The organism is Thalassospira australica (assembly GCF_044790785.1).
GTDB lineage: Bacteria > Pseudomonadota > Alphaproteobacteria > Rhodospirillales > Thalassospiraceae > Thalassospira > Thalassospira australica_A.
Genome location: NZ_CP085258.1, coordinates 3,979,205 through 4,004,275, shown reverse-complemented (window position 1 = coordinate 4,004,275; position 25,071 = coordinate 3,979,205). Strand labels below are relative to the sequence as shown.

General features: G+C 54.4%; 24 protein-coding genes. 19 read left to right on the top strand and 5 right to left on the bottom strand.

All coding sequences use genetic code 11. The annotated features are described in order from the left end of the window. Positions 1 to 82: 82 nt before the first annotated feature. The 8 genes from LG297_RS18615 (at position 83) to LG297_RS18580 (ending at position 8,162) form a co-directional block, all read left to right on the top strand. Complete coding sequence (locus LG297_RS18615) at positions 83 to 1,135, top strand: MaoC family dehydratase (protein ID WP_404422923.1); 1,053 nt, start codon at positions 83 to 85, stop codon at positions 1,133 to 1,135. 273 nt (positions 1,136 to 1,408) lie between these two features. Further along, positions 1,409 to 1,789 carry a succinate dehydrogenase, cytochrome b556 subunit gene (sdhC, locus tag LG297_RS18610; protein WP_062951138.1) on the top strand — a complete coding sequence of 127 codons (381 nt, stop codon included), beginning with the start codon at positions 1,409 to 1,411 and terminating at the stop codon, positions 1,787 to 1,789. 26 nt (positions 1,790 to 1,815) lie between these two features. Continuing rightward, the gene (gene sdhD / locus LG297_RS18605) at positions 1,816 to 2,199 is read left to right on the top strand and encodes a succinate dehydrogenase, hydrophobic membrane anchor protein (protein ID WP_404422921.1); all 384 of its coding nucleotides are present in this window, start codon (positions 1,816 to 1,818) and stop codon (positions 2,197 to 2,199) included. Positions 2,200 to 2,203: 4 nt separating this feature from the next. Continuing rightward, on the top strand, positions 2,204 to 4,000 hold the full coding sequence (gene sdhA / locus LG297_RS18600; protein ID WP_404422919.1) for a succinate dehydrogenase flavoprotein subunit: 1,797 nt from the start codon (positions 2,204 to 2,206) through the stop codon (positions 3,998 to 4,000). A gap of 25 nt (positions 4,001 to 4,025) precedes the next feature. Then, positions 4,026 to 4,805, top strand: a complete 780-nt coding sequence (locus LG297_RS18595; protein ID WP_404422917.1) for a succinate dehydrogenase iron-sulfur subunit — start codon at positions 4,026 to 4,028, stop codon at positions 4,803 to 4,805. Positions 4,806 to 4,948: 143 nt separating this feature from the next. Beyond that, positions 4,949 to 6,655 (top strand): DUF4153 domain-containing protein, encoded by a 1,707-nt coding sequence (locus LG297_RS18590; protein ID WP_404422915.1) that lies wholly within the window; start codon positions 4,949 to 4,951, stop codon positions 6,653 to 6,655. A 56-nt stretch (positions 6,656 to 6,711) separates the two neighbouring features. Continuing rightward, positions 6,712 to 7,488, top strand: coding sequence for a hypothetical protein (locus LG297_RS18585; RefSeq protein ID WP_404422913.1), 777 nt, complete (start codon positions 6,712 to 6,714; stop codon positions 7,486 to 7,488). After that, a complete protein-coding gene (locus LG297_RS18580; RefSeq protein ID WP_404422911.1) occupies positions 7,485 to 8,162 on the top strand; it encodes an HAD family hydrolase in 678 nt (225 codons plus the stop codon). The genes LG297_RS18585 and LG297_RS18580 overlap by 4 nt, the downstream gene beginning before the upstream one ends. Positions 8,163 to 8,201: 39 nt before the next feature. Here the strand turns inward: LG297_RS18580 and LG297_RS18575 are convergent, their stop codons facing one another. From LG297_RS18575 to puuE, 4 genes are read right to left on the bottom strand one after another with little or no spacing between them, the layout of a single operon-like run. Next, the gene (locus tag LG297_RS18575; protein ID WP_404422909.1) at positions 8,202 to 8,714 is read right to left on the bottom strand and encodes an ureidoglycolate lyase; all 513 of its coding nucleotides are present in this window, start codon (positions 8,712 to 8,714) and stop codon (positions 8,202 to 8,204) included. A gap of 4 nt (positions 8,715 to 8,718) precedes the next feature. After that, entirely contained in the window at positions 8,719 to 9,750 is a 1,032-nt protein-coding gene (gene alc, locus LG297_RS18570; protein WP_404422907.1) for an allantoicase, read from the bottom strand. 50 nt (positions 9,751 to 9,800) lie between these two features. Further along, a complete protein-coding gene (uraD, locus tag LG297_RS18565; RefSeq protein ID WP_404422905.1) occupies positions 9,801 to 10,328 on the bottom strand; it encodes a 2-oxo-4-hydroxy-4-carboxy-5-ureidoimidazoline decarboxylase in 528 nt (175 codons plus the stop codon). Between the two features lie 33 nt (positions 10,329 to 10,361). Continuing rightward, positions 10,362 to 11,282 carry an allantoinase PuuE gene (gene puuE / locus LG297_RS18560; protein ID WP_404422903.1) on the bottom strand — a complete coding sequence of 307 codons (921 nt, stop codon included), beginning with the start codon at positions 11,280 to 11,282 and terminating at the stop codon, positions 10,362 to 10,364. A 421-nt stretch (positions 11,283 to 11,703) separates the two neighbouring features. Here puuE and uraH point away from each other — a divergent pair, with 421 nt between their 5' ends. The 9 genes from uraH to LG297_RS18515 all read left to right on the top strand — a co-directional run bounded on the left by uraH (position 11,704) and on the right by LG297_RS18515 (position 22,568). Beyond that, the gene (gene uraH / locus LG297_RS18555) at positions 11,704 to 12,057 is read left to right on the top strand and encodes a hydroxyisourate hydrolase (protein WP_404422901.1); all 354 of its coding nucleotides are present in this window, start codon (positions 11,704 to 11,706) and stop codon (positions 12,055 to 12,057) included. A 7-nt stretch (positions 12,058 to 12,064) separates the two neighbouring features. Then, positions 12,065 to 13,558: a xanthine dehydrogenase small subunit gene (gene xdhA, locus LG297_RS18550; RefSeq protein ID WP_404422899.1), complete on the top strand. Its 1,494-nt coding sequence runs from the start codon at positions 12,065 to 12,067 to the stop codon at positions 13,556 to 13,558. Further along, positions 13,551 to 15,959 carry a xanthine dehydrogenase molybdopterin binding subunit gene (gene xdhB / locus LG297_RS18545; RefSeq protein ID WP_404422897.1) on the top strand — a complete coding sequence of 803 codons (2,409 nt, stop codon included), beginning with the start codon at positions 13,551 to 13,553 and terminating at the stop codon, positions 15,957 to 15,959. Before xdhA ends, xdhB begins: the two co-directional genes overlap by 8 nt. A 4-nt stretch (positions 15,960 to 15,963) precedes the next feature. Continuing rightward, positions 15,964 to 16,998: a xanthine dehydrogenase accessory protein XdhC gene (gene xdhC / locus LG297_RS18540; RefSeq protein WP_404422895.1), complete on the top strand. Its 1,035-nt coding sequence runs from the start codon at positions 15,964 to 15,966 to the stop codon at positions 16,996 to 16,998. 107 nt (positions 16,999 to 17,105) lie between these two features. Then, positions 17,106 to 17,582, top strand: coding sequence for a nucleoside deaminase (locus LG297_RS18535; protein ID WP_404422893.1), 477 nt, complete (start codon positions 17,106 to 17,108; stop codon positions 17,580 to 17,582). Positions 17,583 to 17,704: 122 nt separating this feature from the next. Beyond that, positions 17,705 to 19,288: an ABC transporter ATP-binding protein gene (locus tag LG297_RS18530; protein WP_404426969.1), complete on the top strand. Its 1,584-nt coding sequence runs from the start codon at positions 17,705 to 17,707 to the stop codon at positions 19,286 to 19,288. Next, entirely contained in the window at positions 19,275 to 20,354 is a 1,080-nt protein-coding gene (locus LG297_RS18525) for an ABC transporter permease (RefSeq protein WP_404422891.1), read from the top strand. The genes LG297_RS18530 and LG297_RS18525 overlap by 14 nt, the downstream gene beginning before the upstream one ends. Continuing rightward, the gene (locus LG297_RS18520; RefSeq protein WP_404422889.1) at positions 20,354 to 21,274 is read left to right on the top strand and encodes an ABC transporter permease; all 921 of its coding nucleotides are present in this window, start codon (positions 20,354 to 20,356) and stop codon (positions 21,272 to 21,274) included. The genes LG297_RS18525 and LG297_RS18520 overlap by 1 nt, the downstream gene beginning before the upstream one ends. A gap of 211 nt (positions 21,275 to 21,485) precedes the next feature. Beyond that, a complete protein-coding gene (locus LG297_RS18515; protein ID WP_404422887.1) occupies positions 21,486 to 22,568 on the top strand; it encodes a BMP family ABC transporter substrate-binding protein in 1,083 nt (360 codons plus the stop codon). Positions 22,569 to 22,639: 71 nt separating this feature from the next. On the opposite strand, the gene LG297_RS18510 is transcribed toward LG297_RS18515, so the two are convergent. Next, a complete protein-coding gene (locus tag LG297_RS18510) occupies positions 22,640 to 23,023 on the bottom strand; it encodes a hypothetical protein (RefSeq protein WP_404422885.1) in 384 nt (127 codons plus the stop codon). A gap of 261 nt (positions 23,024 to 23,284) precedes the next feature. Between LG297_RS18510 and LG297_RS18505 the strand changes: the two genes are divergently transcribed. Both LG297_RS18505 and LG297_RS18500 read left to right on the top strand, forming a co-directional pair. Continuing rightward, positions 23,285 to 23,818: a PAS domain-containing protein gene (locus tag LG297_RS18505; protein ID WP_404422883.1), complete on the top strand. Its 534-nt coding sequence runs from the start codon at positions 23,285 to 23,287 to the stop codon at positions 23,816 to 23,818. Positions 23,819 to 23,845: 27 nt separating this feature from the next. Then, on the top strand, positions 23,846 to 25,018 hold the full coding sequence (locus tag LG297_RS18500) for a methyl-accepting chemotaxis protein (RefSeq protein ID WP_404422881.1): 1,173 nt from the start codon (positions 23,846 to 23,848) through the stop codon (positions 25,016 to 25,018). The last annotated feature ends 53 nt before the right edge of the window (positions 25,019 to 25,071 follow it).

The following is a 25,071-nucleotide window of genomic DNA, read 5'->3' as shown; positions in this document are numbered from 1 at the left end:
GGATAAAACGCAGAAAAAACACCGGCATTCCGTTTCATCAGATCAAGCGCCAGACCAAACGCCAGACATGCAGGGAGGCACCATGGCATCGAAGACAAATCCCGGAAATTACTTTGAAGATTTCCGCATCGGCCAGGAAATGCGCCACGCAACACCGCGCACGATTACGACTGGTGATGTTGCACTTTATACCGGGCTTTATGGTTCCCGTTTTGCGGTGCAGTCATCGGATGAATTTGCCCGACGGGTCGGGTTCGATGGCGCGCCGGTGGATGATCTTTTGGCGTTTCACATGGTTTTTGGCAAAACCGTGCCGGATGTGTCGTTAAATGCGGTTGCTAATCTTGGTTATGCCGGTGGGGTGTTCGGCGCGCCAATCTATCCTGGCGATACGGTCAGTACGGTATCGACGGTGATCGGGTTAAAGGAAAACTCGAACGGCAAGACCGGTGTGGTTTATGTCAATTCCATCGGTCGCAATCAGCGCGGCGAGATGGTGCTGGATTATAATCGCTGGGTCATGGTGCGCAAACGTGACGAAAACGCCCGGGCACCTGAAACAGTTCTTCCTGAATTGGCAGGCGTTGTTGCGCCAGAGGCATTGCAAATACCCAAAAGCCTTGATCTGTCGGCGTATGATTTCGAACTTGCCGGGTCATCCCATCGTTGGGATGATTATGCGATTGGTGAAAAAATCGATCATATCGACGGCATGACCATTGAGGAAGCCGAGCACCAGATCGCAACCCGGTTGTATCAGAATACGGCAAAAGTTCATTTCGATCAGCTTGCGGCAAGTGCCGGGCGATTTGGCAAGCGTCTGATTTATGGCGGCCATATTATTTCGCAGGCACGTGCCCTGTCGTTTAACGGGCTTGGTAATGGATTCAGGATTGCAGCAATCAATGCCGGGGCCCACGCCAACGCGGCTTTTGCGGGCAACACCGTTTTTGCCTGGTCCGAAGTACTTGATAAGTTCGAAATCCCAGGTCGACGTGATGTTGGTGCACTTCGATTGCGTCTTGTTGCGGTGCGGGATCGCGAAGCCAGTGACTTTCCGCTAAAAGATGCGGACGGAAAATATGACTCCTCCGTTCTGCTGGACTTTGATTATACAGTTTTAATTCCCAGATAATCTGGCAGGTGCAGTCTTGCGTAATAAGGTCTAATTGTGCGATTGCTAAAAGGACGTTACGCCGCTTTCTGCATTAAGGGGAAACCCTTGGCCCTTCCCGCGGGTCGCAAACGGCATATGAGAGGTCAACCTACGTAGTTTAACTGAGGCGAAAACGGAATTTGATCGCGGATTTCTTTGGATTTCAAAGGTGTCTAGATTGACTCAAACCCGTTGCATGGGTAAATAAACCCTGCTTTCCCGCCAGCTACTTTGAGAAGAGGCAAATCCGCTATGAGCAAAGCCAATCGGCCGCTGTCTCCGCACTTGCAGGTGTACCGGCTTCCGATGGCAGCAAAGATGTCCATTTCGTTCCGTGCGATGGGTGTCGGTCTTGCCATTGGTTTCGTATTCCTGGCGTCCTGGCTGATTGGTGCCGGCGCTGGTCGTGACGCCTTTAACGGCTATCACGCATTTTTCACCTCGTGGTTTGGTCTGTTGCTGCTGTTCGGCTGGACGGCGGCTTTTTATTACCACGCTTGCAACGGTGTCCGGCACCTTGTCTGGGATACCGGTCGCGGCCTGACGAATGAGGGAGCTGCAAAAGGCAACCCGATCGTCCTTGGCGCGGCAGTCGTTCTGACCATTCTCACCTGGATTATCGGTCTGGCCTAGGCCGGGCAAGAGGGGACAAACCTGTCATGAAAATGCAATCCGATCTGGGCCGTGTTCGCGGCCTCGGTTCTGCTAAAAGTGGCTCGTCGCACTGGTGGACCCAGCGCGTTACCGCTGTCGCAAACCTTCCGCTCGGCATCTGGTTCATCATATCGATCCTGTCCGGTCATACGGCCGATTATGATGCAGTCCGTGACTGGCTGAGCTCGTATTTCCATTCGACCATGATGATCCTGATGATCATCAGTGTTTCTGTGCACTTCACACATGGCCTTCAGGTCGTGGTCGAGGATTATGTGCACAACCGTAAAGCAGAAATCATATCGCTGTTCCTGATCAAGGCTGTGGCCGCCTTCCTGTCGGTTGCTGCCATCGTATCGGTCTTGCGCATCGTTTTTGCCGGAGCCTGAAGCAATGAGCGAATCATATAAAATCATCGACCATAACTACGATGTCGTTGTTATGGGCGCAGGTGGCGCCGGTCTTCGCGCGACGCTTGGTACGGTCGAAGCCGGCCTGAAAACCGCGTGTATCACCAAGGTCTTCCCGACCCGTTCGCACACCGTTGCGGCACAGGGCGGCATTGGTGCGTCGCTTGGCAACATGTCCGAGGATCACTGGCAGTGGCATATGTATGACACCGTCAAGGGATCGGATTGGCTGGGTGACCAGGATGCCATCGAATATATGTGCCGTAATGCCGTGCCTGCCGTTCATGAACTTGAACATTACGGCATGCCGTTCTCGCGTACCGAAGATGGCAAAATCTATCAGCGTCCGTTCGGTGGCCACACCCGTGACCACGGCAAGGCCCCGGTCGAACGTGCCTGTGCGGCTGCTGACCGTACAGGCCATGCGATGCTGCATACGCTTTATCAGCAGTGCCTGAAACACAAGGCTGAATTCTTTGTCGAATATATTGCTCTTGATCTGATCATGGGCGAAGACGGTTCCTGCCGCGGTCTGGTGGCATGGGATCTCGATACCGGCGAAATTCATCGTTTTAATGCCAAGATGACCATTCTGGCATCGGGTGGTTACGGTCGTGCATTCTTCAGCTGCACCTCGGCCCATACCTGTACCGGTGACGGTCATGGCATGGTCGCACGTGCAGGCCTTGGTTTGCAGGACATGGAATTCGTTCAGTTCCACCCGACCGGTATTTACGGTTCGGGTTGCCTGATTACCGAAGGTGCACGTGGCGAAGGCGGTTATCTGACCAACTCCGAAGGCGAACGCTTCATGGAACGTTATGCCCCGACCGTGAAGGACCTTGCATCGCGCGACGTCGTTTCGCGCGGTATGGCACAGGAAATCCGTGATGGTCGCGGTGTTGGCGAACACGGCGAATATATCCACTTGCACCTTGAACATCTTGGTTCGGAAGTGCTGTGGGAACGTCTGCCGGGTATCACCGAAACCGCCAAAATCTTTGCCGGTGTTGATGCAACCAAGGAACCGATCCCGGTTCTGCCGACGGTCCATTACAACATGGGCGGCATTCCGACCAACTATAAGGGCGAAGTTCTGCGTCCGACCGCGGATGACCCGAACGCAATCGTTCCGGGCCTGATGGCAGCGGGCGAAGCGGCCTGTGTGTCGGTCCACGGTGCAAACCGTTTGGGTACCAACTCGCTTCTTGATCTGGTTGTGTTTGGTCGCGCCTGCGGTCTTCATGCTGCCGAGGTCGTCGATCCGAAGGCGTCCTTCAAGGAGCTTAAAGCAACTGATGGCGAGATTGCGCTTGAGCGCTTTGATCGCCTGCGCTGGGCCAAGGGTTCCCGCCCGACCGCCGAAATCCGTTTGGAAATGCAGCGTGTGATGCAGGGCAATTGCGGTGTGTTCCGTACGGCAGAAATCCTTGGCGAAGGTGTCGAGAAACTGTCAAAAACGGCTGCAACACTTCACGATGTTGCCGTTGCGGATCGCTCGCTGATCTGGAACTCGGATCTGGTCGAGACGATGGAACTCGAAAACCTTATGGTTTGTGCCGCAGCAACCATGAATTCCGCCGAGGCCCGTCACGAATCACGCGGGGCACATGCCCACGAGGATTATCCGAAACGTGATGATGCCGCCTGGATGAAGCATACGATTGCGACTGTCGGTTGGGACAAGGGTTACGGGGTTGATCTGACATATCGTCCGGTCAACAACTTCACCCTTACCGATGAAGTTGAGTATATCGAGCCTAAAGAACGCGTCTATTAAGGCGCGGCAAGAGAGGATTTGAGAGATGGTAGAATTCAATCTTCCCGCCAATTCGGTCGTCAAAGAGGGCAAGTCGTTCTCTGCACCGGCTGACGCGAAAAACACCCGCAGCTTCAAGATCTATCGTTACGATCCTGACAGCGGCGATAACCCGCGTACCGACACTTACGATATTGATCTCGACAAGTGCGGTCCGATGGTTCTCGACGCGCTGATCAAGATCAAGAACGAGATTGATGCGACCCTGACGTTCCGCCGTTCCTGCCGTGAAGGCATTTGCGGTTCGTGCGCGATGAATATTGATGGTCGTAACACGCTTGCGTGCCTTAAACCGATTGATGATATCAAGGGCGAAGTCAAAATCTATCCGCTGCCGCATATGCCGGTGGTCAAGGATCTGGTGCCGGACCTGTCGCAGCCTTATGCACAGCTTGCCTCGATTGAGCCTTGGCTCAAGGCCGATAGCCCGCCGCCGGTTGGCGAGCGTCTGCAGTCGCGTGAAGAGCGTGCAAAGCTTGACGGTTTGTGGGAATGCATCCTGTGCTTCTCCTGCTCGACCGCGTGCCCGTCTTACTGGTGGAACTCTGACCGTTACCTTGGCCCGGCTGTTCTGTTGCAGGCTTATCGTTGGCTGGCTGACTCGCGTGATGAATATACCGGTGAACGCCTCGACGCGCTCGAAGATCCGTTCCGCCTGTATCGTTGTCACACGATCATGAACTGCACCAATACCTGCCCGAAAGGCCTGAACCCGGCATTGGCGATCACCGAAATTAAAAAGATGATCGCAGAACGCCGCGCCTGATCGGCTTGAACCATAAAAAAGTCTTTTTGGGACAAAAAGTTAAAGCCGCCGGAGATCGGATGATCCCGGCGGCTTTTTCTGTTTTAATACCGTTTATAAAGACAACCTGACCCGGATAATCGGGCACGAGCAAAGGCAAACTCATGAAAAAGGCGCATTGGCTGTTCCCCCTGAGCGGTGCGGCATACGGCTTCGCATTCTGGTATCTGATCGATTATCGCTGGGAGAATGATTATCTTCTGGCGAGCCTGATGACATTTGTCGCAGCCTTGGCTTATTGCGGCTGGTTTGCCATAGGAGTGCGGCGCCTGCGCGAAGATATTGCCGTGACGCTTGTTTTGCCAATGCTTGCTGCCCTGCAGGTGCTGGCGTTTCAGCATTTGGTCGGGTTCGAGCATGCTGACGAAACTGCCATTTTCGGTCTTTTGGCCTGTCAGGCGCTTTGGGTCGGGGTTGCGGTTGGTATTTGGCGAATTTGGGGCCCGTTGCAAACGACCGTTTTGCCAAATTATCCGGATCGGGCGGCCCTTGTGCCGGAAATCTGGTCAATCAAGCTGGCATTGGTTTTCGGTTTGGTCGGGGTTGGCGTTTTCTGGCCGATTTTCTATGCGCTGTGCTCGCTGTTCATGCTGGTTGGCATCGACCAGATTTGGGACTTGGTCAGTGAGGCATATGTGGCCTTGCCCCTTTCGGGGGCAGCCTTTGCGACTGGTATCCTGATTGCGCGCGAAAAATCGGGACTTATGATCCCGATTCGTCAGGTGATTGGTGGAATGTTCCGCATTCTATATCCTATTCAGGCATCCGGGCTTTTCCTGTTTCTGGTTGCTGCCGCACTTGGCGGCTGGGAAGTTCTGCTGGATCAGGATTTTGGTGTCTGGTGGACCGTGATGGCCGCCGCAGCAGGGCTTAGCTATTTGCTGTTTGGTGCTGTTCAGGCAGGCGAAGGTGCCACTCTGTTTGGCCGGATTGGTGATCGCGTCTTTCGCTTTACATTATGGATGGCACCGATATTTGCCCTGATTGCGATGGCGACGATTTATATCCGGGTGCGTGAATATGGCCTGACCCCATCGCGGGTTTATGCGATCTGGGCGGCGGTATTTGTCCTGATGGCGACGATCTGGCTTTCGGTGGTGGCATTTGACCGTCGTCGGCCAATCCCGTTGTCGTTACGCAGGGCCTTTGGCCATATTGCGATTTGCGGGGCCCTGACGGCCTTTATCATGCATCTGCCATTCCTTGATCCGGTCAGCATTTCGGCGCGCAATCAACAAAGCCGCCTTTTGTCTATGGCAGACTGGGACAAAGCCGATCTTGCTTTCATTGCCCGAAATCTTGGAATGCCGGGTGAAAAAGCACTTGCCGAACTTGGGGGCGCAAAGCCCGACATGGTGCCGTCACTTGCCGAATTGCGAAGCTATATCGATCCTGATGGTGATCGGGTGGTGGTCGAAATTGACAATATTCCAGTCTATCCTTCGGAATATCGTGTGCCTGGGGAGGCCATAACCAGGCTGCTTGAAGGGCAACTTGAAGATGATCGCCAATTCTGTCGCAAGGATGGGGCGAGTGCGGAGGACACAAACCAATGTGCATTGTTAATGATCGATCTGGACCGTGACGGAACGGAAGAGGCGATCTTTTTCACGACGCGCAGCTATGTCGATATTTATCGTTACGAGGCGGCAGATAGCGACTGGCGGGTTGTGACCAATTTCTATCACGATCAGGATGAAATTGATCACGCGGCAATTTTGCGTGATCTTGCCAACGGCAATTTTGAGATCACCCCGCCGCGCTATTTCGATCTTTTGGTCGGTGGCGTGCGTTGGAGCCAGTATCGTTAACTCCTGACTTACCCGGAGCGGGTATGATTTGTCATCATGTGAAACAGCATCAGGGAATGAGTGTTTTGTCGATTCGTACACACTATCTGATTGCGGGCCTTGCTTTGCTGGCCCTGACGGCTTGCGGTGATACGTCTCCGAAATGGGAAGCAGAGGATATGTTCGCGAGCCCGGCAGCACAGCCGGTCGATGAACAATATCGTGTCATGGCTGACTTCAAGGCACTGTCACGTGACGAGGCCGGGGTTGAGTATGCTGCCGGACCCAGCGCCACCGTGCTAGGGGCAGTCGAAGAAGCTGTTGCGTTGTGTCAGGATAACGGTGGACAGAATTGCAAGGCGGTGCGTGTCGGTTTGGCCTGGGTTGATGGTTTGGATCAGACGGAAATCGAAGATGTGATCAACACCTACCGCGATACCCTGACAGCGGAAGCCTATCAGGCGGCGCAGGCAGGGAATATAGAAGCTGCAAACTGGATAGCATTTCATTATGCGACGCGCGGTGAGAATCTTGGCGAAGCTGAACGCCAGATCAAGCGGGCGATGCAGGCGCAGCCTGATAATCCCGCAATCCTCGATACTTATGGCTTGATACTATACAAGCAGGGAAAATATCAGGAGGCTGAAGAGGTCTTCATTGCTGTTAACAAGGTTGTGCCGACGGCTGAACATCTTGCGCATTTCGCTGATAATGCTTTGGCGATGGGTAAAACCGATATGGCACGTGCGGCCTATCAGCGTGCCCTTGCCGCCCAGCCAAGTGCGGCCCTGTCCCAAGAGATTCAGAAACGATTGCTTGCCCTTGATCTTGGCGGCGACGCAGCACCGCAGTGATCAATCTTGTCATACTCGATTGTGATGGTGTGCTGATCGATAGTGAAGTGCTGTCTTTTGCTGTCGATGTTCAGATACTTGCAGGCTATGGCATTGAAGTCTCATCGGCTGACCTGGCGCGCCGTTTTGGCGGTGTGTGCTATGCCGGGATGGTCGCCAGCCTGAATGATGAACATGCAACCGCGATCAAAGCCACCCAGTATCAGAAAGAATGCGAAGATCTGCTCGAAAGCCTATTCGAAACAGATTTGCGGGCGATTGGTGGCATTGACGCGGTTCTGAAATCACTTGATGTGCCCGTTTGTGTCGCATCGGGCAGTGATTTGGCACGCCTTGATAAGTGTCTTGGGAATACCGGGCTGCTTGATTTCTTTGGGGCGCGGATTTTCTCGGTCGAGGAAGTGGCACATGGCAAACCGGCCCCGGATATCTTCCTGCATGCTGCGCGGGAATGCGGTACCAAACCGGAAAACTGTCTTGTGATCGAAGACAGCCCCGCGGGGATTGTTGCCGCCGGGGCGGCCGGGATGCGATCCGTCGGATTTCTGGGTGGTGGCCATCGAAATCCGGAAGATGCTGAAATGTTAATGCAGGCAGGTGCCGAGGATGTTGTCGACGATGCCAACGAACTGCACCGGTATCTTGTCAATCAGGGACTGGCAAAACGGCCCTGATCGTAATTGATCAGGGTGCAATGTCTTGTGATCGTTATCTCAGGTCCGGGGCCAGCCAAGCGTCACAGGCGCACCATTAACCATCGGCAGATCAACTTCGTTCAGATTGTTGCCCGGGCCACTGCGATCCACGATCAGGAAGTCACTTTTGGGTTCAAGGACCAGAAGCGGATGGTGCCAGACATTCTTGGCATAAGTCACACCTTGCGATCCGTCCGAGATAAAGGCGCGCAGCTTTTCGGGGGCAGGGGCTTCCGTGCCCTCTGCCACAACAATCAGGAATTGCTGGCCGCTTAATGGCATGAAGGCCTGCGATCCCAGCGGATGGCGTTCCATCATCCTGATTTCAATCGGCATCGGACGCGGTGTGCCGCGAAAAATGCTGATGATTGGTGTGCCACCGTCATCGCCGACATCAACACGCGATATGTCGTGAAAGCGGGTTGTCGTGCCCAGATTGATTTTATATTCATCCCGCGCGGTGGCGGTGGATATCACCTCGCCAAACGGGGCAAAGGCCGCAGGGGTTAGCGGTTCGACTTTCAGTTTCATCGTCTTATCGCTTTGCCGGTTTGCCAAGAATGCGAAGGCGGCTGATCCCGCCATCTGGAATGGAATTTACCCGCAAATGCGATACCGGGCCGAGCTTGGCAAGCACCGACGCATCAAATTCGTGGATATGGTCGGCCTGCATTTTCTGTTCGGGCAAGATGGTTTGCCAGAACATCGAACGTGCGCGCAGTGATTTGTCCTTTTCACCAACCACATAGGCGGCCTGAATCGAAACCCGGTCGGGATAGTTGCCCTTGAAATGACAGGTATCGACGATGATCTTTTCAATCTCGCCGGGATGGCCGAGTTCAACAATTAGCCACTCGTTACCCGGTTCACGGCGTCGTCTGGTTTCCCAGCCATCGCCCATATTGGCACCTCGCCCCGGTGCCAGAATGGCATTCGGGTTGCCATAATGGGCATCCGACCATGTCAGAACCACGCCACCATTGATCATGGCCGCCAGATCAACCTGATCCGCACTGTTTGCCATTTTTGACCAGTCCCTGTCCGGACGGCCATAAACGCGCAGACGGGCAATGCCGCCATCGGGATAGATATGCAGGCGCACATGGGTGAAAACGCCCTCTGCCGTGACATCGGCATAATGGTGGGCTTCTGAACCGACACCGGCACGTAGTCCTATGGGGGCGACGATTTCGGTCCATGCGGCGTCATCGGCGGGATCACCATCCGGGCAATAGCATGCCTCAAGCGATGCGGCGGGCGGGAAGTTGCCGGTGAAGTGGCTGGTATCGATATCAACCCCGTAAATCCGGCCCGATGTCGCCAGCCGCACCACGCAGTAATCATGTCCTTCGACACGTTTCCGACGGCTTTCCCATCCATCCATCCACTTGCCATTGTCATCATATTTGTCCGGATAGAAAATGGCATCCGCGGTTTGCAACATGCGTTGCTTGTCGGCAAAGAAATCATCGGTCGCAAAGATTGCCTCTGCGCCCAGACGTTCATCGGCCAAGTTTACAAAACGCCGGGTAAATTCCGGGGCATCATGGTTTACAGGTTGGCTCATGGCTACTAAATCCTGATTTTCGGTTATTCGGTTCGGGCCGGTCATTGGGATCAAAGGGCTTCGAGGCGCAGCTTGGCGATACGGTGTACCTGATTGATGGCCTCGTTAAATTCGGTTTCGACATCGTTTTTTACGCGGCGTTCGAATGCGTTCAGGATGTCGTTACGGTGAAACCCTTTGACGGCAAAGATGAACGGGAAGCCGAACTTCTTTTTATAGGCGTCATTCAATTGCGTGAAACGGGCAAGTTCATCGGGTGTACATTGATCAAGTCCGGCACCGGTTTGTTCGTTCTGTGAGGCGTGCGTCAGTTCGGCCAAGGCAAGTTTGCCCGCAAGATCGGGATGTGCGCGCAGCAATGAAAGTTTGTCCGGATCAACCGCACCATTAACGACGGCAGCCATGGCATCGGCCAGCGCATCGGGGTGATCAAGGTCGGGCGTGATGCCGCGATCATATAACTGTTCGGCGATCCAGGGCGAATGTTCGTAAACCCCGCCATAAAGTGACACAAAGGCGCTTTTTGCCAATGTGCTGGGCGGTCGTGTTTCGAACAATGGTTTTGCAGCTTCGGTCATATCGGCCTTTTCAGTCCTTGTTTTTCTTGATGGTTATTTGTTTGCTGTAAACGGATGATGTTCGCGCCAGTGCCGGGCGATATCGATGCGGCGTGCAAACCAGACATCATCATGGCCGCGAACATAATCGATAAAGCGTTTCAGGGCTGCAAACCGGCCCGGACGGCCGACAAGACGGCAATGCAAACCAACAGACAGCATCCGCGGTGTTTCGGCACCTTCTTCGTAAAGCGTATCAAAACTGTCTTTCAGATATTGGAAATATTGTTCGCCGGAATTGAAACCCTGCATGGCGGCAAAGCGCATGTCGTTGACATCAAGCGTATAGGGCACGATCAGATGCGGTGTGTCTGTCTGTGTCGACCAGAAAGGCAGCTCATCGCTGTAATCATCCGCGTCATACAGGAACCCGCCTTCTTCGGCGACAATCCGCCGGGTGTTCGGGCTCGTGCGGCCTGTGTACCAGCCAAGCGGGCGTTCACCCGTCACATCCCTGATGATGTCGATGGCCTTGTGAAGGTGTTCGCGTTCAAGGTCTTCGGGGAAGTACTGATAATCGATCCAGCGATAGCCGTGGGAGCAGATTTCATGGCCATCCTGCATCGCGACTTCGCCAACCTTCGGGTGACGGGCCAGTGCCATGGCCACGGCAAAGATGGTGATCGGAATTTGCCGTTCGCGAAACAGATTCAGGATGCGCCAGACACCCACGCGCGAACCATATTCGTAAATCGACTCCATGCTCATATGGCGCACACCCTCGCGCATGTCGGCACCGATGATCTCCGACAGGAAGGCCTCGGACGCGCGATCGCCATGCAGAACGCAGTTTTCTCCACCTTCTTCGTAATTCAGCACGAACTGTACCGCAACACGGGCCTTGCCCGGCCAGTTGGCCTTTGGCGGATTGGGGCCATAGCCAATCAGGTCGCGTGCATAATTCTGTTCGGTCATCTTTGGCCTCTCCTGATATCGCAACGCCCGGCTTTGTCATGCGGGCTGTTTGGTGTAGCATTAACCATAGGTCGCAGCGCAGCAAGGAAGAACTCCTGCGCGCTGATCAGTGGATGATCATGCCGCACTATCAAACTGACTTTGATAATGTTCCTGGACGGGAAATCGCTTTGGCCGGTTTTTTGTTGGCTTTTAAAAGCTTTTTATCCGACTTTGATAGTATTCTGCACGAAGCTGTGGCAATCGTTTTTCAAAGAATTATTGATATAGTTTCACTTTATCGCCTCTTTCCACGATCAGCGTCCTAATGCGACCTTTTTGAAACGCTATAAATTCGTTCGGCATAAAACGATCAATCAGAAAAGCCGACCAGGGAAGAAGCGACCGACCACCGCATGAGAGAGAAAAGAGGAGGCCCGGCATGGGACGACTGACCACCCATGTTCTAGATACGGCAAAAGGTTGCCCGGCGGGCGGCATCCGGATCGAGCTGCACCGTTTTGGTGACGGCCATGATGATCTGGTCGCCGAAGCCGTAACCAATGCCGACGGGCGCACAGATGCGCCAATGCTTGACGGTGCCTCGTTCAAGCCGGGCGATTATCAGCTTGTCTTTCATGCGGGGGCGTATTTCGACGCCATCGGTCTTGATCTGCCGGAACCGAAATTCCTTGATCAGGTCGTAATCCGGTTCGGTATTTCAGATGCGCAGGCACATTATCATGTGCCGTTGCTGCTTTCGCCGTTTGGCTATTCCACCTATCGCGGCAGCTGAGGCCATCATGACCAAACCGGCCCTTGATACACGCGATAATATCCGGTTCCTGTTCGGGAACGAGGAACGCCGCCTGCGCGATATTGATCCGCAAATGACGGTTCTGAACTGGCTGCGCTTAAACGAGCGCAAGACCGGGACCAAAGAAGGCTGTGCCGAGGGCGACTGTGGTGCCTGCACGGTTATTCTGGGCGAACCGGATGGAATGGGCAGCATGCGTTACCGGACGGTCAATGCCTGTATCCAGTTTATGCCGACCCTTGATGGCAAGCAGCTTCTGACTGTTGAGCATCTTAAATCCGATGACGGAAGCCTGCATCCGGTGCAGCAGGCCATGGTGGAAACCCACGGGTCGCAATGTGGTTTCTGTACACCGGGCTTTGTCATGAGCCTGTATCAGCTTTGGCTGGATGGGGGCGAGGGTGACCGGGGTGCCATCAATGATGCATTGGCCGGTAACTTGTGCCGTTGCACCGGCTATGGCCCGATCATTGATGCTGCCCGAAGGTCCGGCGGCATAAGCGTAACTGACCCGGTTGAACAAACGCGCCGTTCCGATATCGCCACCCGATTGACCGCAATGGTCGAGGGGGCAGGCATGCTCGTCCTCGAAATGCCGGTTGGCCGATATTTTGCCCCACGCAGCAGCGATGAACTGGCCGCACTTTTGGTAACCCACCCCGATGCAACGGTGTTGGCGGGGGGCACGGATGTCGGGCTTTGGGTGACCAAGATGCTCAAACGGCTGGATCCGATTATCTATATCGGGGATGTCGCCGATCTTAAGTCGGTCCGCGAAAAGGACGGTGTTCTGACCATCGGTGCCGGTGTGACTTATAGCGATGCCCATAATGCACTTGGCATGATTGCCGGTGATGTCGGGGAACTGGTTCGCCGGATCGGGTCGCGGCAAATCCGCAATGCGGGGACGGTTGGCGGCAATATTGCCAATGGATCGCCGATTGGCGATACACCGCCAGCCCTGATTGCATTGGGCGCGCGCATTGTTCTGCGTATGGGCGATATCCGCCGCGAAGTTGCGCTTGAAGATTTCTTTATCACCTATGGCAAGCAGGACCGAGCCAAGGGCGAGTTTGTTGAAAGCATTATCGTTCCCAAACCTGACGCCACAGTGCAGTTCAAGGCTTACAAGATTTCCAAGCGGTTTGATCAGGATATTACGGCGGTTCTTGCGGCCTTTGCCATTCGGGTTGAAAATGGCAAGGTCGCTGAATTCCGTGCGGCATTTGGTGGTATGGCCGGGACACCGATGCGGGCCAAAAAATGCGAGGCGGCCTTGATCGGCAAGGATTGGAATGAAGCCAGCCTGAACGCGGCGCAACTGGCTTTGACCAGGGATTTCGATCCGATGTCGGATATGCGGGCATCAAAGGAATACCGCATGCTGGTCGCGCAAAACCTTTTGACCAAACTGTTTATCGAAACAACCGCCCCCGAAATTGCCACCCGTCTGGTTGGCAGGGAGGCCGCCCATGTCTGACAACGCATCCAAAATCATCGATACCAAAGACCCGGATGAACTTCTTGCCCCGACACCGGGGCTTTCGGGTGGGGTCCGGTCCGCCAGCAAGCATGACAGCGGTCCGAAACATGTCGCGGGCGAGGCGGTTTATGTCGACGATATTCTTGAACCGTTCGGCACCCTTCATCTGGCCCCCGGTGCGGCAACCATCGCACATGGCAGGATCACGAAGATGGATCTGTCAAAGGTGCGATCCGCCCCCGGTGTGGTTTGTGTTCTGACGGCTGAGGATGTGCCCGGTGTCAATGACGTGTCGCCTGCCCATACCCATGATGATCCGGTTCTGCTCGACGGGATTGTTCAGTTTTACGGTCAGCCGGTTTTCTGCGTTGCCGCCGAAACCCGCGAACAGGCCCGTAATGCCGTCAAGCTGGCCGAGATCGAATATGAAGAACTGCCGGCTATCCTGAACGTCAGGGAGGCACTGGAAAAACAGCAATTCGTCGCCCCGCCCCATGTGATGGCGCAGGGCGATGCCAAATCGGCACTGGCGCGCGCCAAGCATCGCCGGTCCGGTATGATGGAAATCGGCGGGCAGGATCATTTCTATCTTGAAGGACAGATCACCCTTGCCATTCCGCAGGAAGACGGCGATGTGCTTTTGCATTGTTCGACCCAGCATCCCTCCGAAGTGCAGCACAACATCGCCAATGTTCTGGGCCGCCCGGCACATGCCGTGACGGTCGAGGTACGCCGTATGGGGGGTGGTTTTGGCGGCAAGGAAACGCAGGCATCGCAATGGGCGGCATTGGCCGCAATCGTTGCGGTCAAAACCGGGCGTCCGGCGAAAATACGTCTGGACCGCGATGATGACATGGTCATGACGGGTAAACGCCATGACTTTATTGTCGAATATGATGTCGGTTTTGATGATGACGGCCGCATTTGCGGGCTGGATATTCAATATGCCGCCAATTGCGGTTTCTCGGCCGATCTGTCCGCCGCCATTTGTGATCGGGCGATGTTCCATACCGACAATGCCTATTTCCTTGGCGATGTCGAAATACGGTCCTATCGCTGTAAAACCAATCTGGTGTCCAATACCGCGTTTCGCGGATTTGGCGGCCCGCAGGGCATGGTGGCGATTGAACGGATTATTGATGAAATCGCCATGACGATTGGCCGTGATCCTCTTGATGTACGGATTGCCAATTATTACGGGACAACCGACCGCAACACGACGCCCTATCACATGACGGTCGAGGATAATGTCCTTTCGGAACTGACCGACGACATTCTGGCATCTTGTGATTATCGCAAACGCCGCAAAGATATAGATGCGTTTAACGCCGAAAGCCCGGTGATCAAGCGCGGCCTTTCGATCACGCCGGTCAAATTCGGCATTTCCTTTACCACGACCTTCCTTAATCAGGCGGGCGCATTGATCCATATTTATCAGGACGGATCGGTACATTTGAATCACGGTGGGACGGAAATGGGGCAGGGCCTGTTTATCAAGGTCGCCCAGGTTGTTGCCGAGGAATTCCAGATTGATCTGGACCGGATCAAGATCACGGCAACCAATACCGGCAAGGTCCCCAACACATCGGCAACCGCGGCATCAAGCGGGGCGGATATGAACGGCATGGCCGCGCGCGATGCCGCCATCACAATCAAATCCCGCCTGATTGCATTTGCGGCTGAAAAATACCGTGTGGCCGAGGCCGCCATTCGCTTTGTTCCGGGCCGGGTGATTGTTGGTGATGTTGCCGAACTGGAATTTGCCGATCTGGTAAAACAGGCCTATCTGGCGCGTGTTTCGCTTTCGGCAACCGGCTATTACGCGACGCCGAAAATTCATTACGACCGTGAAACCGCATCGGGACGGCCATTTTATTACTTTGCCTATGGTATGGCCTGCTCCGAGGTAATGATCGATACCCTGACCGGCGAATACAAGGTGACCCGCGTTGATATCAGCCACGATGTAGGCCGGTCGCTGAACCCGGCGATTGACCGTGGTCAGATCGAAGGCGGTTTTATTCAAGGCATGGGATGGCTGACATCCGAGGAGTTGTGGTGGGATGATGCAGGTCGTTTGCGCACACATGCGCCGTCGACCTATAAAATTCCCGCATGTTCGGATCGACCGGATGATTTCCGGCTTGACTTGTGGTCATCCGGAAGAAACGTTGAAAAAACCATTCACAGATCCAAGGCGGTTGGCGAGCCGCCCCTGATGCTGGCGATTTCGGTGCATCGTGCGATTGCCGATGCGATTGCGTCCGTCGGGGATTACAAGGTGATCCCGATGCTTGATGCACCGGCAACCCCCGAAGCCGTCCTGACCGCAGTTGCCAACGTGGCAAAGGGTATGATCGCCGAAAATCATGACGCTGTTCCGGCGGCGGGAGAATAGCATCATGCGCCTGTCCCATGACGCCCTTATTACTGTGTTGCAGTCCCCTGATCCGGTGATGCTGATCAGTGTGGCGGCCATTCGCGGGTCCACCCCGCGTGAGGCAGGGGCGTTTATGCTGGTCAGCGAAAGTGCCATTGCCGGAACGATTGGTGGCGGCAATCTGGAATATCAGGTCACATTGCGCGCCCGTCAAATTCTAGCCTCTCAGGGTGATGTCATTACGGAACTGGTTCCCTTCCCCTTGGGGCCGGGGCTTGGGCAATGTTGCGGGGGCGCTGTCGATATTGCATTTCACCCGCTGAACCCAATGCAAAAGAATCAGTTGGCAACCGCAATAAGCAGCACACAAAACCGCGACGGTCTTGGTCATGGTGACTGGGTATTGTTGTCGATGGGCAAAAGCCAACATCTTGAAACTGCAAGTGCTGCGGATTCCGAAGCACTGGATCGTCTTTTCACAGGCGTGCGCGGTGGTTTGTCGCGGTTGGGCGAAGAACGCAAACTTTGCCTGCGGCTTGATGACGGGGCAACACCGCTTTGGCTTTTTGGGGCCGGGCATGTCGGGCAGGCGGTTGTTCAGGCATTGGCACCCTTGCCCTTCGATCTTCATCTGATCGATTCGCGTGATGAATACCTGTCCCTGTCAGAAGCACCAAAATTGCATCTGCATCAAAGTGATAGGCCACAGGGCGAAGTGGGCGACATACCCTCTGGCGCCTTTGTGCTCATCCTGACGCACAGCCACGCGCAGGATTTTGATATCTGCCGGGCGGCTTTGATGCGGGATGATCTTGGTTTTGTTGGCATGATCGGAAGCCAAACCAAACGCGCGCGTTTTGTCCGGCGATTAAAAGATCGGGGGTTGGGTGACGTGGAAATCGGTCGTTTGACATGCCCGATTGGAATTCAAGGCATTACCGGCAAACAGCCGACAATCATCGCGGCATCGGTCGCGGTGCAATTGCTGTCCGTGCGTGAGGCACGAATGGCGCAATATCCGGTGAACAGGCGCGCGCAAGATGGTCTTGCCGGATGATAAGGCCTTCATTGCGAGGCACTTAAATGATAAAGGGCCGCGCCAATAGCGGCCTGATCAGGAGGATCCGTTTACCGGATCAGGAGTTCATATAGGGAGATTTGGCTGTGTGTGATGCCAAGCATAAACACATGCTCCATGCCGTGAATTTATCGCGGACGAAAATGGAAGAAGGCTGTGGCGGTCCGTTCGGCGCAATCATTGTCAAGGACGGTGAAGTCGTATCCGAAGGCTGGAACAAGGTAACATCCAGCAACGACCCGACCGCCCATGCCGAGGTCAGCGCCATCCGCTCGGCCTGTGAAAAGCTTGGTACCTTCAATCTTGCCGGATGCGAGATTTACACCAGTTGCGAGCCATGCCCGATGTGCCTTTCGGCGATCTATTGGGCACGTCTTGACCGGATCTATTATGCCAATTCCCGTGATGATGCCGCGGCAATCGGCTTTGACGATCAATTCCTGTATGATGAAGTGGCAAAACCGATCCCGGATCGGAGTCTGCCTTGCGAACATCTGGATTTAGGGGAAGCGCGTGATGTCTTTGCGGCCTGGGATACCAAAGAAGACAAAATCGCGTATTGAGACCGTTTGATTAGCAAACCGTGAACGGGTAATACCTTCGGTGCGTGTGATCAGATCGCAATTTAGGGGTGGCAGCAGTGACGTCTACGACCGGGAATACCGGATCAGATACAGGCTTGGTGATGACAGGTGGGGTGAAACCGGCACAGCTTGAAGTGCGCGGTGTGACCAAGGCCTTTCCGGGCTGTCTGGCAAATGACGATATCAGTTTCCGTATCGAACCTGGCGAAATCCATGCCCTTCTGGGGGAAAATGGGGCGGGTAAAAGTACGCTTGTGAAAATCATCTATGGCGTATTGCAGGCCGATCAGGGCGAATTGCTGTGGGAAGGTAAGCCGGTCACGATCCATAGCCCGCATGACGCGCGCGAAATGGGCGTTGGTCTGGTGTTCCAGCATTTTTCGCTGTTTGAAACCATGACGGTGCTGGAAAACATTGCGCTGGCGATGAACGATGTGCGCGATATGGCCGCCCTGCGTCAGCAGGTGATTGAGGTCGAAAAGACCTATGGTCTGCCGCTTGATCCGGATCGTCATGTTTACACGCTCTCGGTTGGCGAACGTCAGCGGATCGAAATCGTCCGCTGCCTTCTGCAAAATCCCAAACTGCTTATTCTGGACGAGCCGACATCTGTTTTAACCCCTCAGGAAGTCGAAAAGCTGTTTGAAACATTGCGCCGACTTGCCGATGAAGGGTGCGCGATCCTTTATATCAGCCACAAGCTGCACGAGGTCAAAGCACTGTGTCAGAAGGCTACCGTATTGCGCGGTGGCAAGGTTGTTGGCGGCTGTGACCCGCGCGCGGAAACGGCAAAATCCATGGCCGAAATGATGATCGGCCAGAAGTTGACTGCGCCTGATCGCAGCGGCGCGCGCAAGTTTGGTGATGTGCGTCTTGATATTTCCGATCTATCATTGATCAGCGATGAACAATTCGGCACCGATCTTAAGAGGATTGGCCTTAAGGTACGCGGCGGTGAAATCATGGGTGTTGCCGGTGTCGCCGGAAATGGCCAGAACGAGCTGTTTAAGGCACTGGCGGGCGAGACAGAAATCATCGGCACGCCCGACTGCATCAAAATTGATGGCAATGCGGTTGCGCATTTTGGTCCGCGCCGTCGCCGTCGGCTTGGAGCTGCGTTTGTACCCGAAGAACGCAACGGGCATGGTGCCGTTCCCGATATGAACCTGTCGGAAAACGGCTTTTTGACAGCATTCCGGCGCATGGCATTGTCCGCGCGTGGTCTGATCCGCGAAGTGCCGACCCGTAGCTTTGCCGACAAGATTATCAAGACATTCGATGTGCGGACCACCGGTGCCTCGGCCGAGGCCGGAAGTCTTTCGGGTGGGAACCTTCAGAAATTCATCGTCGGGCGTGAAATCCTTCAGGATCCGGGCGTGCTGGTGATTTCACAACCGACCTGGGGTGTCGATGCCGGTGCGGCAAGCGCCATCCATCAGGCATTGCTTGATCTGGCGGCAAAGGGTACGGCGGTTCTGGTGATTTCCCAGGATCTGGACGAGATTTTCGCCATTTGTGACCAGGTGGTGGTGATGTCCGAAGGCAAGATGTCCGCCCCGCGGCCAATGGCCGATGTCAGTGTCGAGGAAATCGGTTTGTTGATGGGGGGGCTTCACGATCTGGAAGGCGACGCAACCCTGAAGACGAAAGAGCTTATCGAAGGAGATCGCGTTGGTCAGGCTTGAACCCCGTCGCCAGCATAGTCAGGCGATGGTTTATCTGTCGCCGGTTCTGGCAATTCTAATGACGTTGTTTGTCGGCGGGATCATCTTTTCCTTTATGGGGAAGAACCCGTTTGATGCGCTTTATACTTTCTTCATCCTGCCGATCAATAACAGCTATGGCATTTCCGAACTGTTTGTGAAGGCAACTCCGCTTGTGATCATTGCAATCGGTCTTGCCATGGGCTTCCGGGCAAATGTCTGGAACATCGGGGCAGAGGGTCAATTGACCATGGGTGCCATATTCGGCGGTGGTCTTGCGCTTTATTTCTATGACAGTGAAAGCATGTTCCTTTTGCCTGCAATGTTTGTGCTTGGGGCAATTGGCGGGGCGTTCTGGGGGGCCATACCGGCGCTTTTGCGCACCAGATTTAATGCCAACGAAATCCTGACCAGCCTGATGCTGACCTATGTCGCAACGCTGTTCCTTAGCTTCCTTGTGCATGGTCCGTGGCGTAATCCCGAAGGCTTCAATTTCCCGGAATCACGTCCGTTCCCCGATGCAGGTCTGCTGCCGGTAATCTATGATGGAACGCGGGTTCATCTTGGAACGGCGGTTGCGGTTCTTGTGGTAATTGCCGGTTGGATACTGTTGTCGAAGTCCGTGATCGGTTTCCAGTTGCGTGTAGTTGGCAAGGCTCCGCAGGCGGCCCGTCATGTCGGCTTCCGCCAGAAACGCATGGTCTGGTTTACGTTGCTTCTTTCCGGTGCCCTTGCCGGTATTGCAGGGTTGTTCGAAGTTGCCGGGCCTATCGGTCAATTGCAGCCCGCCATATCCCCAGGTTACGGCTTTACCGCGATTATTGTGGCTTTCCTTGGCCGATTACATCCGGTTGGTATCCTCTTTGGGGGGCTGATTATGGCGCTGACTTATCTGGGCGGGGAATTGGCCCAGATTACGTTGGGGCTGCCAAATGCGGTGACCGGGCTGTTTCAGGGAATTTTGCTGTTCTTCCTGCTGGCCTGTGATGTTTTGACCAAATACCGGGTTCGTTTCGGAACTCCTGCAGCCAAAGGGGAGGCCGCATAATGGATTGGCTCATTCCACTGATCCTGACTGTTATCACGGCATCGACCCCGCTTTTGCTGGCGTCGACTGGCGAACTGATTACCGAAAAATCCGGGGTGCTTAACCTCGGCGTCGAAGGCATGATGCTGGTCGGGGCGATTTCCGGATTTGCCGTGACGGCCTCAAGCGGATCGGCCATTCTGGGTATTCTGGCGGCGATCATTGCCGGGATATTGATGGCCCTGATTTTTGCCTTCCTGACCCTGACCCTGATGGCCAATCAGGTGGCAACGGGATTGGCGCTGACCATTTTCGGGGTCGGTTTTTCAGCACTTGTCGGTTCCGGCTTTGTCGGTTTTGCGATTGAACCGTTACCCTCATTGTCGATCCCGTTCATAAGCGAAATTCCGGTTGTTGGCCCGATCCTTTTTGGTCAGGATTTTCTGGTTTATTTCTCGATCGCAGCAGTGATCTCCATCGGTTTCTTCCTCACGCGGTCACGTGCCGGACTGATCCTGAAGGCAGTGGGTGATTCGCATCATTCGGCACATGCCATCGGTTATTCGGTCATTAAAATACGCTATATGGCAACGTTGTTTGGCGGGGCGATGGCGGGTCTTGGCGGGGCGTATCTGTCGCTGTCCTATACCCCGATGTGGGCAGAAAACATGACCGCCGGACGAGGCTGGATCGCGCTGGCACTGGTGGTATTTGCCACTTGGCGCCCGGGGCGCTTGCTGATGGGGGCCTATATGTTCGGGCTGATTTCGGTGCTGCAGCTTCATGCGCAGGGCATGGGGGTTCACGTCCCGTCCCAGTTCATGTCTATGCTGCCTTATCTTGCGACCGTGATTGTTCTTGTGATTATCTCAAGCGACCGCGCCAAGATCAGACTGAATGCACCTGCCTGTATCGGGCAGTCATTCCGACCAGCACAATAGGGGCGGTTCGGGGACGAATTTTCGGGATCGGGGTACGCCAAAAGATGCTCCGGCCCGGCGGGAGGAAGTGCAGACCGGGCAAGAGCCGTGCAGGGTATTTCACCATCAAGTGAGCACCCGTACATAGTTCGACACTGGATTGAACATGTGATTGATTGCCCAAGAAATTGGGGTTAAATGCTCATCAACTGATAAACAGGGAGACTTGATAATGACTGCAACTTTTCTAAAACGCACCATTGCCGCCGTCGCGGCCATCGGAGCCCTTGCAACGGGCATGGGGGCGGCTCAGGCACAGGACGCCAAGGTGGGCTTTATCTATGTCGGTCCGATTGGTGATCATGGCTGGTCATACCGTCATGACATCGGCCGTCAGGCCATCGAAGCCGAATTTGGCGACCGCGTCAGCACAAGCTATGTCGAAAGCGTGCCGGAAGGCGCGGACGCCGAACGTGTGATCCGTCAGTTGGCCCAGACCGGACATAACCTGATTTTCACCACCTCATTCGGCTTCATGAACCCGACGGAAAAGGTTGCCAAACAGTTCGGCGATGTCAAATTCGAACATGCGACCGGATACAAACGTTTAGACAATCTTTCGACCTATGCCGCACGTTTCTATGAAGGCCGTTATGTTGCCGGTGTGATTGCCGGTAAAATGACCAAGTCGAATATTGTTGGTTATGTCGGCTCCTTCCCGATCCCGGAAGTGGTGCGCGGCATTAACTCTTTCATGATGGGGGCATGGTCGGTCAATCCGGACGTCAAAGTCAAAATCGTCTGGGCCAACACCTGGTATGATCCGGGCAAGGAGGGCGATGCTGCCAAGGCCCTGATCGATCAGGGGGCCGATATCATGGTTCAGCACACCGACAGCCCGGCACCGCTTCAGGTTGCCGAAAATCGCGGCATCGTCGGTTTTGGCCAGGCATCGGACATGATCAAGTTCGCGCCGAAAGCACAGCTGACCGCGATTGTTGATAACTGGGACAAATACTATGTCGAACGAACCCGTGCTGTTCTCGACGGAACCTGGGAATCGACGGACACTTGGGGGGGCATTGACAGCGGCATGGTTGAAATGGCGCCTTATACCAACATGCCTGATGATGTGAAGGCACTGGCCGAGGAAACGTCTGCCAAGATTTCCTCGGGTGAATTCCATCCGTTTACAGGCCCGATCTACGATCAGGCTGGTGAACTGCGTGTTGCAGAAGGCAAAGTTGCGCCTGACGAGATGCTTCTGGGCATGGACTGGTATGTCAAAGGCATCGATGCCGAACTGCCGAAATAATCAAGACATGCAACCTGAAAAAGGATGCGTGATGAACAACCCCGCATGTCACCATGCGGGGTTGTTTCGTTTCAGGGTTTGCTGATTGATGTTTCGGGATCGCCCGGACGGATACGTTTGGGGATGTCATCCATTTTTTCGTAGGCGACCATTTCCATCTTTGGGTGCATCAGGGCATAAAGGGCGGCGCGCCAGAACTTCAGTTTGACCTTATGTTCGCGCGTCTTGCCAGCCCACCGTTCGCGAAACAGTTCCATATCCTCGCGCCGGGAAAAATAGATCACCATATCTACAATCGGTGCGGAGTGGTCGGAGCGTGGCAATTCGATATTTCGAATACCCATGGTCCACCTGTCGCTGCGGATGTTCTTGTCCAGCCAATCCAATACATTTTGTGCGGACTGTTTTTCATGAATAACCACGCGATAGGGAAAATCCCGAAGATCTTTTGCCATGCCGTTCCTCTGCTCGTGCGCCGGTGATCGGGAAATCAAAATGACGAGTTTCTGATGCAATGATAGCGGGTTTTATCCAGTCCGACCTGCTATGAATCAATTGATTGGATTTATCTAATTTCTATCATCGGGCTTAGCCTATGTATTCCATGGACATTTTACATTTATCCTTCGCGAGGATATCGTTACATAGTATGCGGATATGCAAAACTGCCACCCTTCGAAAGAACGGGTTATCAGACAAAAATCGGGGAAAGAAACGTGAGCGAAACATCAGTCAGGGCCAAGCCGACCGGCAAGGAACGCCATTTCAAACCGGAAGAACTGATCGTCAGCAAGACGGATCTTAAAGGCCGGATTACCTATGCCAACGAAGTCTTTCTCCGTATTTCCGATTATCGCGAAAGGGATGTGCTGGGTCAGCCCCATTCGATCATTCGTCACCCCGATATGCCGCGCTGTATTTTCAAGCTCCTTTGGGATGAAATCGCCGCCGGTCACGAGATTTTCGCCTATGTCGTGAATATGTCCAAGAATGGCGATCACTACTGGGTCTTTGCACATGTTACGCCCAGCTTTGATAAAAACGGCAAGATTGTCGGTTATCATTCCAATCGCCGGGTTGCCGATCCCAAAGTTCTTAAAGACAAGGTCATCCCTCTTTATGCCGAACTTCGCCAGATCGAGGAAAGCACTGCCAACCGCAAGGATGGCATGATTGCCGCGGGCAAAGCGCTGGCGCAAAAACTTTCAGATGCCGGTCTGGCATATGACAAATTCATTCAAAGCCTTTAAGGTCGATTTCAAGTTCGAGGTTTCAATATGTCGCTATTTGGTGGTTCAAAATCGGGGATCAAAAAGGCACTGGATGTGGTGCTGGCCGCAGCCGAGGGTGATTACGAAGCACGTATCACCAATGTCGACAGTCATCCGGACATGCGTGAACTTTTTATTGCGATCAACCGTCTGATTGACCGTAATGATGCCTTCCTGCGTGAAAGCGCGGCCTCAATGGGCGCTGTTTCGGAAAACCGGTATTATCGCCGGATTGTCGAAACAGGTCTGGTCGGTGCCTATCTGACGTCGGCACAGAAAATCAACGCAGCAACCGCGTCGATTGAAAAGAAACTGTCCGGTTTCAATACGATCATCGATGAATTCAAAAGCGGTTCATTCGAAGCCGTCGATCAAATCGCCGAGGCCGCGGGTGCGCTTTCAACCGCATCGGGCGATGCCAATCGTATTGCGCATGAAACCAGTTCACGTTCGACAAACGTTGCGGCGGCGGCCCGTCAAACGGCTGCAAATGTATCTGGCGTGTCCGAGGCATCCGAAGAGCTTAATCAGTCAATCCGCACCGTTGCCGATCAGGCCCGTGAATCGGTTGAAATCGCCCATCGTGCGAATGGTCTGGCACAGGAAACCGATGGCCGTATTGGTCAGCTCGAAGCTGCAGCCGGTGAAATTGTCGAAGTTGTCAGCTTTATCCGCGATATTGCCGCTCAGACTAATCTTCTGGCACTGAACGCGACCATCGAAGCCGCCCGTGCGGGCGAGGCAGGCAAGGGCTTCGCCGTTGTCGCCAACGAGGTCAAGGGCCTTGCGAACCAGACCAGCAAGGCAACGGAATCGATCGAGGAAAAAGTTCAGGACATCCAGAACGCGATCGAGGCATCGGTCAACTCAATCCGCGAAATCGCATCGGTGATTGATGATCTGGCCGCACGTTCGGATCTGATTTCAAACAATGTCGAAACCCAGACTGCACTCTCGTCAAACATCACGCGTAACGTCGAGCAGGCATCCAGCGGTGCACAGGAAGTCACCGACAATATCACCGTAGTTTCCGAAATGGCCGGTCAAACCGGGGAGGCCGCCGATACCACGCGCGACATGGCAGACCGTTTGGCAAGGGAATCGGAAAGCCTGCGCAAACAGCTTGGTGGTTTCCTTGATACGATTGCCGAACTGCTTTTTAGCACTGCGCGCAAATAGGCACCTGTTAAGAACTTTCTGATAACATTAGGGGATAAACGCCCCTTATTGCC